Here is a 12661-nt window from a genome sequence, read left to right on the forward strand (position 1 = left end):
GGAGCGGGCCATATTGATCTGCAAACCCGCTGAACGGCTGAAGCAACTGAACGGGAGCGACGGGGTGAGTCTTCTCTGGAAAGAAATCCGTCACAATCCCATGCTGTGGCTGCTCGCCGCGGTGCCGGTGGTCTTCGTCGCTGCGGGCGTTGCCCCCGAGGCTCATACGGTGCTCTTCATCCTGTCGGTGCTTGCCGTGATACCCCTGGCTGGGCTCCTCAGTCACGCTACCGAATCCGTTGCGGCGAAAACCGGCGACGCCGCTGGCGGGCTGCTCAATGCCACGCTTGGCAATCTGACGGAGCTCGTCATCGCGCTGACGGCCTTAAGTGCAGGCCAATATACGCTGGTAAAATCATCGGTTGCCGGTGCGATCGTCACCAACACCTTGTTCATGCTGGGGGCATCGTTTTTGCTCGGCGGCCTCAAACATCACAGCCAGGAATTCAACCGAGCCAATGCGCGTCTTCAGGCCGGTCTGCTCTTCCTCGCCACGATCGGCCTGCTGATGCCATCGGCGGTTGCGTCAATGGATTCGACCTCGGCTACGGAAGTGATCAACAAGCTCAGCTTAGGCTTGGCGGTCCTGCTTATCGTCGGATACGCGCTGGGACTGCTGTTCACCCTCAAGACGCATCGGGAGTTTTTTGCTGCCGCCGAGCACGCCGAGACCGACGAAACCCCGTGGCCGATCGGGGTGGCGCTGACCACACTCGCCGGTGTGACGATACTGGTCGCCCTGGTCAGCGAAATCTTCGTCGAGTCGGTGCAGGAGGCTGCCAAGGTTTTTGGAATGACGTCCGCCTTTGTCGGTTTCATCGTCGTAGCACTGGTGGGCGGCGCAGCCGAAATGGCTTCGGCATTTTCCGGTGCACGCAAGAACCGCCTCGACCTGAGCGTGGGCATAGCGCTTGGAAGCGCCTCGCAGATAGCCCTTTTCGTGGCGCCCGTGCTGGTGCTGTTGAGCTACGTCATCGGGCCGACGCCGATGGATCTGCAGTTTTCTCCGGGCGTGGTCGTCATGGTTTTGCTGGCGACCATGACGGCGATGTTCGTCACCAACAGCGGGCGTTCAGCGTGGTTCGTCGGCATATTGGTGCTGATGGTTTACATGATCTTCGCCACGACTTTGTATGTTTTGCCCGATCGGGGCTCTTGAGGCCGCATAATGGCTTGGCAAATGCGCGAGATCGACGTGAGGCTCGGTTGCCGGCGATAATGCTGCGTAAGTCTGACCAATGCCCTGATCCAACTGCAGGAAGGCCGGAAGGTGTCGGTAAGAGCTGGCCGAAAGTCGAGCCATAGACGGATGCGGCGCCTGTTTTTCATCGCGCTCGCAACGCAGCTTCGTGTGATCTGGCCAATCGTGTCAGGGATCGTCTCCCTGATGGTCGGATCCGGGCTTGCAATCTGGCGTATCGAAAACTGGCGCATTGACGAAGCGATGTATTTCACTTTCGTCACCGGCCTGACGATCGGCTACGGCGATTTTACCCCCAAACATATTACGTCGCGGATTTTGGCGCTGGTGATCGGCTTTGCGGGCATCGTGCTGACCGGCGTCGTCGCGGCCGTTACGGTGAAAGCTCTGAATGCGGACGACCAGGAGCCTTGATTCCTGCTCTGCTGCGCTATTGCAACGGCGTCGCCGGCGGCCGGACTTAGTTCTCAATCATTGCGCAAGACGCGCCCGGGAGTGCCGCTCAGTTACGTATTGCTACGGAAGTCCAGAGCCATCAGCGGGTGTATAAGGCAACAGGTAGCGTCGCGGGAGGGCTCGATGGTATCGGATGAGGGAAGAACCAGCCCCGCACATTACGATCCCGCAGCCGTTCGCGAGCAGCTCGATCGCATCCTCGCCAGTCCCGAATTTCATGCTCCCGAGCGTGGGAGGCGTTTCCTGCAATATATCGTCGAGGAGATGCTGGAAGGACGCGGCGAACAGCTCAAGGCCTATACGATTGCGCAGGCGGTTTTCGGGCGCGACGCCTCGTTCGATGCGCAGAATGACCCGGTCGTGCGCATCGAGGCGGGGCGGATTCGCCGCGCGCTCGAGCGATATTACCTCGTCAGCGGAAGAAGCGATCCGATCGGGATAACCATCCCCAAAGGAGGCTATTCGCCGCATTTTTCAAGCACCAATGGCACCGCGAATTCCGGCGTTGTTGGAATGAATTCGCAAAACCCCGGAAACAAGCAGGGCGGTCTTGATCGGCCGATCGCCTATCGCGATCTTCTGCTGCCGATTGGCCTACCGGCGCTCTTGGGCGTGATCGCGATTCTGGCTGTCATCCGCCCGTTGGAAGATTATTTTTCAAGGCCAAAGGCGCCGCCGGCGCCCGCCGCGTCGACGCTTGCAAGCAAGGCCAGCATCGTCGTCGAGCCCTTCGCGGCTCTCGGCGGCAGCTCCGAAGGCTTAAATTTTGCGAAAGGCTTAGCAGACCAGCTGCTGACGAAGCTGATGAAAGCGGAAAATCTTGTCGTGCTCGGGCCCGATCGGCCGGGTGCCCAACCGATCGTTCCACAGTTCAATCTGCAGGGAAGCGTGGTTATCGAGGGATCGGCCCTTCATCTGCATGTCCGCCTGATCAATGGCGCCGACGGCACGGTCATATGGGCAAATCGATATGATCGCGAGCTCCAAGGCCGAACCATTCTCGATATCGAGGACGAGATCGCCATGCAAATCGCTCTGGAAATTTCGGAAAGCCGCAAGCAGAGCACCACACCGCCTGATCGATAAGCGCCTTATCTTGCCGCGGTGGCGTCGATATCAAGCCCCGAGGCACGCAATCCGTTCAGCAAGCGCTCCTGATCTTCAGGCCGTTGCAAGCGCAGCGAAACTTCCTCGCGGATATTGACCATCAATGCCGGCGCATGGGTATAAAGCCAGCGCTTTTCCGCTTCGGCTTCCTCGGTCTTGCCGGCGGCCCCGAGAATGGATAGCAGGACGAGACGATGGACAGGGTTCGAGCCGAGATCGGATTTTCGCGACCAGCGCTCCGCCTGTTCGAGATCGCCTTTGATGAATGCACAGAGCGCCATGCCGGCTTCATAATATCCGCTGGGACCGACGCCTCTGTTGAGGGCGATCGAGAGTAGTTCGCAGCCTGACTGCCATTTTCCGGAAAGCGCCAGTCGATAGCCATATTCGCCCGCGACTTCGACGTCGCCGGGATTGGCGGCGTAGGCCGCCGTGCCAGCCTTCAGCGCCTTGTCGACATCTCCCTGGAAGAAGCCCACCAACATCAGCGCCTGCAGAACCCGGGGATCGCCGGGCGCGAGTGATGCCGCCCTCTCCACCGCAGCGTTTGCCATTTCGAGCGATCGAACCGAAGAGGGGGTGCTGAGCTTGTAGCGAAACCGCACCTCATCAAGATAGACCATGGAAAGCAATGTCCAGGAAGCAACGTTATCGGGGAAACGCTGTGTCGCCTGCCGGAGGCATTCCAGTGCGGCAGCGTGGCTTTGCGCGGTCATGGCCTGACGGTAGCTGTAATAGGCGCGCGTGCAGGCATAGTCATCCTGGTCGCCATTCTGCGCTGGTCCGACGATCTTATCCGTCTCGGTTTGAAGGATGGCGCCATTAGGATGCGCGATAGCGGTGGAAATCTGCCGGGAGATGTTGGCTTGGATGACGAGCTTGTTCTCGGCTTGAAGATCGGCATCGAAATTTCTGGCCCAGATGACCGCGCCATCCGATTGGCGCACGAGCCTCGCTGAGGCGCGCAACCTGCTTTTGTCGAGCTGGACATTGCCGTGGAGCGAGTAGTCGGCAACGGCGGCCCGCCCGCCGCGTAGCGGATCGGCAACGACGATGATGTCGTCGATCCGGGCAAGCTGACCGATTACATCGTCCCTCAGGCCGCGAGCGATGTCCGAACCGGCGCCGGCGGAGCCGCTTTCGGAAAAGAATTCGACGAGCACCTTCGGATGGGCGCTCGCCAGCGGCAGCGTCGCAGTCGGTCGCCCGTTCCAAACAGACAGCGCAATTGCAAGGGCCAAGGCGAAGACCCCAAACCCCACTGATATGACGATCCCGAAGCCTCGAGCTGCCGACAGCGTCGGAGCACGCATCGTGCTACGAGGGCTGTCATGGACGTTGAGCTCTGCAGCCTGAGGTTCTTCCGGATTTATCGAAGACGGAGGCGGGACTTCCTGGGCATATTCGAAATGCGGCACATATCCGCCTTTCGGCACGGTAATGACGACCTCGTCCGTGCGGCCTGCGACGAGGTAATAACGCTCGAGCGCCTTTCTGATCCGACCGGCCTCGATCCGGACGACAGGATCATTCTGCGGGTCAAATGAAGCCTCGCGGCCAAAAACAACATTCGCGATCGTAAAAGCTTTCAGGAACCCCGATCGGCCGGCGAGCGTCTCGTTGACGACGAACTCGAGGAAATCCCGCCCCCGCTTCGGCGCATGAAATTCCTCGCTTGCGAGAATTCGTTCGACCTGACGGCAGATTTCATCAACCGTCGGCTCGAGACTGCCCAAAACATTGACTTTTGCGTACCTCATGATCGCCCCACGACAAGTCACGCAATTATCTAAGCCCGTTCTAATACATCATACCGCGCCTGCCCTTGGTTGCAAGTTTTGCTTTGGGATTCGCGCAGAACGCCACAAATTTGGGCGCGGACCGTTCTTGGCGCGGATGAGCGGCGCCGATTGTCCGGTACCGAACTAATCTGGCAATGTTGTCTTCCGGTCTGATACAGTCAATGTTACCTCGGGAACAATCCGGCACCTTTGTGACTTCGTACCAATTGCAGGACGCGGTACCAATGCGGAGCTAGTTCATGAGCCAAGAACGCGGCCGCAGAAAACTGATGTTGCGGCTTCCGGATATCCGCCATCTGCTGGCGGACATAACCAACGAGACCCTCGGAGAACTGTTCGAGGCCTACGATCTTGCAGTCGATGCGCTGGATCGGTTCCGGACCCAGAGCCCGAGAGAAGACAGGCTCATTGCGGAATATGAGGAGCTCTGTCGCGACATAGAGCAGGAGGTCGTGGTCTACTGTACCAGCAGGTAGATACGCCGAAGAAGACTATCCGGCGCGCTCGACCTCAAGGGCCGGCGCGCGATCATGTTCTGATCCTTCCGTCATTGCCGCAGGCCAGGCCCAGGCTCTCAGCAGCTCGTAGAAGACGCTGAGCACTACCGGCCCCAGAAAAAGCCCCAGCAGCCCGTGGGACAGAGTGCCGCCGATCACGCCGATCAGGATGACGGGCATGGGAGTCGAGAGGCCTCTCGCCATCAGGATGGGTTTCAGGATGTTGTCGACGATCGAGATCGGCACGGCGAGGCAGGTAAAGGCAAAGGCACTGGCGAATGACCAGGAGAACCACGCCCAGATGACGAGGGGAAGGAGCACCAGCGCTGGCCCGAGTTGCATGACGCACAGGATGAAGACGACGAAGGTGAGCGCTCCACGCGCTGGAACGTCGAAGATGGCAAAACACAATCCGCAAAGCAGAGTCTGCAGGAAAGCCACACCGATGACACCGCGTGAGACATTCCGGACCGTGGTTCCCGACAGCCGGGCGAAACCGACGCCCTTGTCGCCCGCGACCCGGCTTGCCAGAATCTGTATCGCTGCCGCCAGGCGCGTTGACTGGGTGAGGAACAGGCCGGAGAGCATTATAGAGACGACGAAACTCAATACACCGCCGCCGATCGAGGCAAGCTTTGTGACCACTGCGCCCATGACCTCACGGATGGGCGCCTGAAACTTGATGATCGTCGAAGCCAGATCGCCGGCAAGGCGGTTCCAAATGTCATGGAGCCGCTCACCGACAACCGGCCAATCCCTGATGGCGTCAGGCGCTGCCGGCAGGGTAAATTCTCCCGTTCGTAACTTGCCGATCAACGCCTCTGCGGTGTCGGCGAAATTGACCGCGACAAGGGCGAGCGGCGCGATGATCAGGACGAGGCAACCGGCGACGATGACGATGGCGGCGATCACCGGCCGGTTTCCGATCAGCCGCGAGAGCGTCGCAAACATCGGAAAGAGAGCGACGGCGAGGATGGCGGCCCAGATGAGAATAAGCGCGAAAGGAGCAATCAGCGTCATCGTCCAATAAGCGAAAAGGCCGATAATGCCCAGACGGACGAGATCGCTTACTCTCGCCTCTATCGAAATCTGACCTGCGCCGGTCCCTTGCGTTGTCGTATCGGCTGTCTGCTCCATCGTCGCATCCGTCGGGTTACAGGCCGGACCGTCATGCCCTACGATGTCATGTCAGGCACGACATGGCGGACGCTGCGATCCTCAGTGAAATCGGCCGGCCGTTTTTGCCGTTTGCCCAGGTCGGGCTCGTCGAACTTCAGCCGTTCATAAGGAATGGACTGCAGGATGTGCGAGATGCAGTTGATCCGGGCGCGCTTCTTGTCGTCGGAAGGCACGATCCACCACGGAGCGTGTTTGGAGTCGGTCATCCGCAGCATATCGTCATAGGCGCGCGTATAATCCCACCAGCGCTGGTAGGATTCGACATCCATCGGGCTGAGCTTCCATTGCCGCAGGGGATCGTCGATCCGGCGCCTGAAGCGGCGCTCCTGTTCCTCCTCGCTGACCGTCAGGAAATATTTGAGCAGAATGACGCCGCTCTCGACGATCGCCGCTTCGAAGCGAGGGGCAAGCTCGAGAAAGCGCTGCGCCTTCTTCTCGCTGGTGAAGCCCATGACACGGTCGACGCCGGCCCGGTTATACCAGCTGCGATCGAATATCACGATTTCACCGGCCGCCGGCAGATGAGCGATATAACGCTGCATGTAGATCTGCGACTTCTCGCGGTCGGTGGGCGCGGGCAGCGCCACGACGCGGAAAACCCGAGGACTGACCCTCTCCGTTATCCGCTTGATCATGCCGCCCTTGCCGGCGGCGTCCCGCCCCTCGAAGATGATGACGATCCTTGCGCCCGACTTTTTCACCCAGGCCTGAAGATGCGCCAGTTCCACCTGCAGCCGGTTGATCTCCTTCTCATAATCCCAAGATTTCTTTTTATTTTTATCCTTGCCGCTGCGGGTTGGCTCTGCGTCGGCCTCTCTCGGCTCATAATTTTCGTCCATGGCTCTCCCTCCTTCTGTCACTGAGATATATTGCTGGCCTGAACGGTGCGGTCGGGCTGGGGGATATCGCCGATCAGCGCCCGCAAGGCTTCTTCCCTGCCGTTGAAGAGATTGTCGGCGCCGATCGTCTCGATGACCCCGGCGCGGGTAAGAATGGCGCGGCTTTCATCGCTGAGATCGGCAATCGCGAAGATGATGTTGCGTTTGGCAAGCAGTTCAGCCACGGCCTCGAGCGCGGTTGCCCCGGTGCTGTCGATATATGTGATGGCGCTTGCATCGAGGACCAGGCATCTGGTCTCGGCGGCCAGCCCCTTTATCACCGAAATTATGCGCAAGCGCACATAATCGGCGTTGTAGAACAGGATGCTGCCCTGGACTGCAAAGACGGCCGCGCCATCGATGGGACGGGCTTCCGGAAAGCGCTGCAGATCGAAGAAGCCGTGCCGCCCTTCGATGCGGCCAAGAAGGCCGTCGCGCGGAAACATGGTCTGACGCAGGAGATAGGCGAAGGTCGCCGCGATAGCGACAATCACCCCATTGAGGACGCCGAAGCTGATCGCGCCCCACATCGCGATCAGCGCGAAGATGAATTCGATGCGGCTGATGCGCCAGATCTTCCTGAGTTCATCGACATCGATGAGGCTGATCGCCGCCGTTGCAAGGATGGCCGCCAGCGCCGGGATCGGGAGAATGCGCAGCGCATCATTCAGGAAGACCAGCGCCGCAACCAGCGTCGCGGCAGAGACCAGACCTGCAAGTTGAGAGACACCTCCCGTCGACAGGTTTATGGCTGTGCGGGAATCCGACACGCTAATCGGAAACGAACCGAAAAGACCAGGTGCGATATTGGCGGCGCCAAGTCCGATCAATTCCTGGTTTGCATCGACTTCCTCGCCGGTGCGCGAGCCGAAGCTGCGCGCCGCCACTATGCCCGCACCGAAGCTGACGAGAAAAATCGCGGCTGAACCGAGCACGATCTTGTCGAGAGGCATCTGATGAAACGCGGGCAGGGAGAGGGCCGGCAGGCCGCTTGGCAAGTCGCCGACCACGGCGATGCCCTGCCCGCGGAAATCGAAGATGGCCGACAGAACGACAGACACCACTACGACGAGAACCGGGCCGGGAACCTTCAAGTGCAGCGCCCGGACGATCCATAGCAGCGCAAACATCGCAAGGCCGAGGATGAGCGAAGGCCAATGGATCAGGCCGCTCTTGGCGAGCATTTCGACGAGCGGCGCGATCAGCCCGTCGGATTCGATCTTAACTCCGGTGAAGCGGCCGATCTGTCCGACCAGGATCGAAAGCGACACCCCGGCGAAAAACCCGACCAGAATTGGCCGGGACAGGAAGCTTGCGAGAACGCCGAGCCTCAATAGTTTCGCAGCGATGCAGAAGAGGCCGACACCGATGGCAAGCGCCGAAGCGATCGCGACCCGATCGACAGCGGTACCGGCATGCAAGGCCGCGATGATGGCGCCCATGGCAGCGGCAAGCACCGTCATCGTCGCGGCATCCGGCCCGACGATCAGCAACCGCGACGGCCCGAAAATCGCATAAGCAATCGGCGCAAGAATGCTGGCATAGATGCCGGTTTCCGGCGGCAGACCGGCGATCGCCGGGTAGGCGATGGCGCTTGGCAGGCCGACGGCAGCGACCGACAGCCCGGCCGGGATATCGCTGCGAAGCCAATCCCAGCTGAAACCGCTCAGGCCTCGCAACATCGGAATGCTACCTATCACCGCTGGCTCCTATGCTCTTACCGTTGTTCTTCCCGATCATCGCGCTGCTTGGCCGCACGGTGGCGTCAACTACGATAGCCAAATCGCAAGACCGCGAATTGAAACCGCCCGTTTGGCAGCGTTCGCGGCGTGCTGATGAGGGTGGTTTGATACGTTAGCAATCAGATCTGAACGCCGATCGCCATCACGTCTCAGACAAGGATGGTGACGACGAAAACAGGGAGGCTCAAGGCAAGATAGTCGAAACACGGCCGCTCCTTCCGACCGGTCTGGCTCACCCTTTATCTCTATCAACGGTCGATATTAGGCCCGTTTCGGCGTGGAGGCTCGTAGCATCGTGTAATCTCTATCGGATCGCTAGCCGCCAGGCCCTTGCGGTGATCGTCAGCGCCTGAGGAGCGGCGCGACTCGATCGTCTAGATTCCTGCCATTCGGCCGTAGCCTCGAATTCCCCCGGTGACTCAAAAGCCGGCTACCGTAGAGGATCGCGTATTTTACGTCAGCCACGGGTGCGGCTGTTGTATAGTTTTGACATCTGCTGAGCGCAGTCGGCGGCGGGGGCGGAGATGGCGTCGGGAGATAAAGGTTCGACATATCTATCCGCCCTTGAGACGGCCGAGACTTATTTTCCCAACCAGACGCGGCTTGTACAGCGGCTTTTCTACGTTAACGAGGCCTTTCACAGCATGTGTGAGGATCTCGCGGCCGCCGCCCAGGCTCTGGCCCATGTCGAAGGTCTGCCGGAGGCGGTTCGCGAGGCGCGGCGGCAAGAATATGCGGGACTGGTCGAGGCTCTGCTGAAAGAGATGGGGGAGGCAATCGCCCAATCGAAAGTCGTCGTGCTGGGGCGACCGCCTCTCATCGCTCCGAAGTCTTCATAAAGGCATCCGTCATTGTCTGATCCAAGGGAGGTCGATGCGATGAAAGCCATTTCCTGCAAAGTGTTTGGGGGCCGATTCCCACTTGGCCAACTCATCGCCGGCCAAGTCATTGCTGGATTGTCGGCTGTCGCGATCATCGCGCTGCAGCCGGCCTTGCCCGCGCGCGCCCAGGCGCCTGCACCAGCGGCCGCGCCGACACAGACTGCTGCCGAACAGCCTGCTTCGGCGCTTCTGTCGGACGATGAACTGGAAGTGCTCGTGGCGCGCATTGCCCTTTATCCAGACGAGTTGGTCGCAGCAATTTCGGCTGCCTCGCTCTTTCCGCTGCAGATCATCGAGGCACAGCGTTTCCTGGAGGCAAAAAAGAAGAATTCCGATCTCAAGCCGAAGAGCGATTGGGACGGCAGCGTCATTTCGCTGCTCAACTATCCCGACATCGTCAAGATGATGAGCGAGGACCTCGACTGGACGCAATCGCTGGCGGATGCGCTCACCAATCAGCAAAAGGATGTTCTGATTGCCATCCAGCAGCTTCGCGACGAAGCGGTGGAAAAGAACATCATCAAGACGGATGACAAGGTGACCGTCGTTACCGAGAACGAGAATATCATCATCCGGCCGACCGATCCCGAGAAGATCTATATCCCGCAATATCCACCGGAAATGCTCTACGAACCGGGTTATGCCTCGGAGCCTATCTCCTACTATCCGGATTATTACGACAGCTACTATTACCCCGGGGCGGGGTTTTTTGCGGCTGCGGTAACCGGGTTGACGTGGGCGGCCATCGTCAACTGGGACGACTGGGGCGTCTGGGGCGGCCGTTGGGACGGCGGCGATATCGACATCGACTGCAACAATTGCCTGAACGACCGCAATTTCAATGGGAAGCTCAAGCTTAACGACGTCGACTGGAGCAATGTCGATCGCAGCAAACTGAGTATAGGCAAGGACCAGTTTTCGAAGCTGGACCGGTCGTCGATCAAATCCAGTCTCCAGAGCGACAATCGCAACCAGCTGCGCAACAGGGCCAACGATATCCAGGCAAGCCAGAGGCCCGGCAATCGCGGTAACGCCGCACGCGCTGAAGACATCCGCAGAAACACGGCGCAAGGTTTGAAGGCCAAGCCCGCCGCCAATCGACCGGCGGCGAGCAATCGGCAGGCCGCCTCCCGGCCCGAAGCCCGTCCTCAGAAGGCCGCCAATCGCCCGGCCAAACCGGCCCAGAAATCCGTCAAGAAAGCCAACAAGCCGCAAATGGCTGCGAGACCAGACAATCGCGGACGCCAGCCAAGCGCTCTCGGCAACCCGCAGTCGGGTCGCCGGGAGGCCGTCTCCTCACACCGCGGCTCGCAGAGCATGGGCCAGCGTCCTTCGGCCCGTCCACCTCAGTATCGCCGCCCACCAGGCGGCGGCGGTGGCCGCGGTGGCGGTGGCGGTGGTCGTGGCGGCGGTGGCCGTGGCGGCGGTGGACGGCGGTAACACCTGTTTCAGCTCAGGGAGTGACATCATGAGACGCCAATCGACTGTAATTTCGCTCATGTTCGCAGCAGCGCTCTGCACTTTTTCGGCAACGCCGACGCTCTCACTGGCGCAGGCGGATCTCTCCGCCTACAAGGCGGCGACGTCCTCGCCCAAGTTCGACAGTGCGCAGCTTGCGATCGACAAACTGAAGTCGGTGCTGGCTTCCAACAACATCGACGATCTTGCCGCCTTGCTGGGCCTCAACGCCGACAAGCTCCGTTCAAGCAACGAGGCGATGATCGCATACGGATTGATCCGCGAGGGCGCAGAGCGCCAAGTGGTTCTGAAGGATCTCGGCAATCTGAAGGTCGCTGCGATCGGCGATCGGCTTTGGCCGCTGCCGTTTCCGCTGACCGAAGACAAGGATGGCAAATGGTTCTTCGATACTCAGCGTGGCCTTGAAGAAATCATCAATCGCCGCGTCGGCGAGAACGAGCTCGCCACCATCGATACCATGCGTGAATATGTGGCTGCCCAGTACTGGTTCGCATCCGAGGATCGTGACGGCGACGGCATCTACGAGTTCGCGAAGAAATTGATCAGCAGCCCCGGCAAGCTCGATGGTCTTTACTGGGATCCCAGCGTATACCCCGAGGAAAGCCCGGCAAGCGCGCTGGTCGAAACGGCCGCTTTCGGAGCCGCCAAACGCGGCGAGGGCTATTACGGATATCGCTACCGCATTCTGACATCCCAGGGCGACAACGTGCTTGGCGGCAAGCAAAGTTATATCATCAACGGCTATATGACCGGCGGCTTTGCACTGATCGCCTGGCCGGTCAAATACAGGGTCACCGGCGTGCAGACGTTCATGGTCAACGGGATGAGCGTCATCTACCAGCGCGATCTGGGTCCGACAACGGAAGAGCGTGCCGCGGCGATCAAGAATTTCAATCCGGACGCAAGCTGGACTGTGGTAAAGGATTGAGAGGCCAGCCAGCAGTGCCCTGCGCCGCCAGCTGAGTACGGGGAGCAGCTGCCATGGCGCGGTTTGAGTATCGCTTCTCGCCCGTGACCTCGCGCCCCAGCCATTGCGGCAGATTGAACCGGTCATTCTCGCTCGCCATTTCGATTTCGGCGAGCGTTAATCCCTGGTAAGCGCCGGCGAATACGTCCACCTCCCAGCTCCGGCCGTCATGCAGGACGCGGTATCGCGTCTTTTCAAGGACATGACCTGCATGGAGCAGGAGGTCGCGTGCCTCCTCGACCGGAATGTCATACTCAAATTCCTCGCGAGCGAGGCCTGGCGAGCGGAATTTGATCGTCAGGCGCGCGGAATGCCCGTCGATCAGGCGGACGCGTATGCAGTTCTGATCGAGGCAGAGATAGGCCTGCTGCAGAACGTGCGGCTCGTCGGCGCAAGCGCGCCAACTGTCGTCCCGGACCAGGAACTTTCGCTCGATCTCTATCGCTTTCAATAGGATATTTCCTTGCTCACG

The 12661-nt window shown here is 60.0% G+C and carries 12 protein-coding genes; 7 read left to right on the plus strand and 5 right to left on the minus strand.

Annotated features, from left to right (window positions below; genetic code table 11):
- Positions 1-64 precede the first annotated feature (64 nt).
- The 3 genes from cax to NXC14_RS16400 all read left to right on the plus strand — a co-directional run bounded on the left by cax (position 65) and on the right by NXC14_RS16400 (position 2743).
- Positions 65-1159, plus strand: a complete 1095-nt coding sequence (cax, locus tag NXC14_RS16390) for a calcium/proton exchanger (RefSeq protein WP_085780154.1) — start codon at positions 65-67, stop codon at positions 1157-1159.
- A gap of 150 nt (positions 1160-1309) precedes the next feature.
- Positions 1310-1615 carry a potassium channel family protein gene (locus NXC14_RS16395; protein ID WP_085779036.1) on the plus strand — a complete coding sequence of 102 codons (306 nt, stop codon included), beginning with the start codon at positions 1310-1312 and terminating at the stop codon, positions 1613-1615.
- A 165-nt stretch (positions 1616-1780) separates the two neighbouring features.
- Entirely contained in the window at positions 1781-2743 is a 963-nt protein-coding gene (locus NXC14_RS16400) for a hypothetical protein (RefSeq protein ID WP_085779037.1), read from the plus strand.
- A gap of 5 nt (positions 2744-2748) precedes the next feature.
- On the opposite strand, the gene NXC14_RS16405 is transcribed toward NXC14_RS16400, so the two are convergent.
- On the minus strand, positions 2749-4524 hold the full coding sequence (locus NXC14_RS16405; protein ID WP_085779038.1) for a hypothetical protein: 1776 nt from the start codon (positions 4522-4524) through the stop codon (positions 2749-2751).
- A gap of 281 nt (positions 4525-4805) precedes the next feature.
- Between NXC14_RS16405 and NXC14_RS16410 the strand changes: the two genes are divergently transcribed.
- Complete coding sequence (locus NXC14_RS16410) at positions 4806-5042, plus strand: hypothetical protein (RefSeq protein ID WP_085779039.1); 237 nt, start codon at positions 4806-4808, stop codon at positions 5040-5042.
- Between the two features lie 15 nt (positions 5043-5057).
- Here NXC14_RS16410 and NXC14_RS16415 read toward each other — a convergent pair whose 3' ends face one another.
- From NXC14_RS16415 to NXC14_RS16425, 3 genes are read right to left on the minus strand one after another with little or no spacing between them, the layout of a single operon-like run.
- Complete coding sequence (locus tag NXC14_RS16415) at positions 5058-6200, minus strand: AI-2E family transporter (protein WP_085779040.1); 1143 nt, start codon at positions 6198-6200, stop codon at positions 5058-5060.
- A 38-nt stretch (positions 6201-6238) separates the two neighbouring features.
- The gene (ppk2, locus tag NXC14_RS16420; protein WP_085779041.1) at positions 6239-7081 is read right to left on the minus strand and encodes a polyphosphate kinase 2; all 843 of its coding nucleotides are present in this window, start codon (positions 7079-7081) and stop codon (positions 6239-6241) included.
- Positions 7082-7098: 17 nt separating this feature from the next.
- Positions 7099-8820, minus strand: a complete 1722-nt coding sequence (locus NXC14_RS16425) for a SulP family inorganic anion transporter (protein WP_085779042.1) — start codon at positions 8818-8820, stop codon at positions 7099-7101.
- A 566-nt stretch (positions 8821-9386) separates the two neighbouring features.
- Here NXC14_RS16425 and NXC14_RS16430 point away from each other — a divergent pair.
- From NXC14_RS16430 to NXC14_RS16440, 3 genes are all read left to right on the plus strand, one after another.
- Positions 9387-9701, plus strand: coding sequence for a hypothetical protein (locus NXC14_RS16430; protein WP_085779043.1), 315 nt, complete (start codon positions 9387-9389; stop codon positions 9699-9701).
- A 117-nt stretch (positions 9702-9818) separates the two neighbouring features.
- Complete coding sequence (locus NXC14_RS16435) at positions 9819-11183, plus strand: DUF3300 domain-containing protein (protein WP_245362161.1); 1365 nt, start codon at positions 9819-9821, stop codon at positions 11181-11183.
- 28 nt (positions 11184-11211) lie between these two features.
- Positions 11212-12150, plus strand: coding sequence for a DUF2950 family protein (locus NXC14_RS16440; protein WP_085780155.1), 939 nt, complete (start codon positions 11212-11214; stop codon positions 12148-12150).
- Here the strand turns inward: NXC14_RS16440 and NXC14_RS16445 are convergent.
- Positions 12113-12640: a CYTH domain-containing protein gene (locus tag NXC14_RS16445; RefSeq protein ID WP_085779045.1), complete on the minus strand. Its 528-nt coding sequence runs from the start codon at positions 12638-12640 to the stop codon at positions 12113-12115. The two genes, NXC14_RS16440 and NXC14_RS16445, sit on opposite strands and share 38 nt — an antisense overlap.
- Positions 12641-12661: the final 21 nt, after the last annotated feature.

Source organism: Rhizobium sp. NXC14, from assembly GCF_002117485.1.
Taxonomy (GTDB): domain Bacteria; phylum Pseudomonadota; class Alphaproteobacteria; order Rhizobiales; family Rhizobiaceae; genus Rhizobium.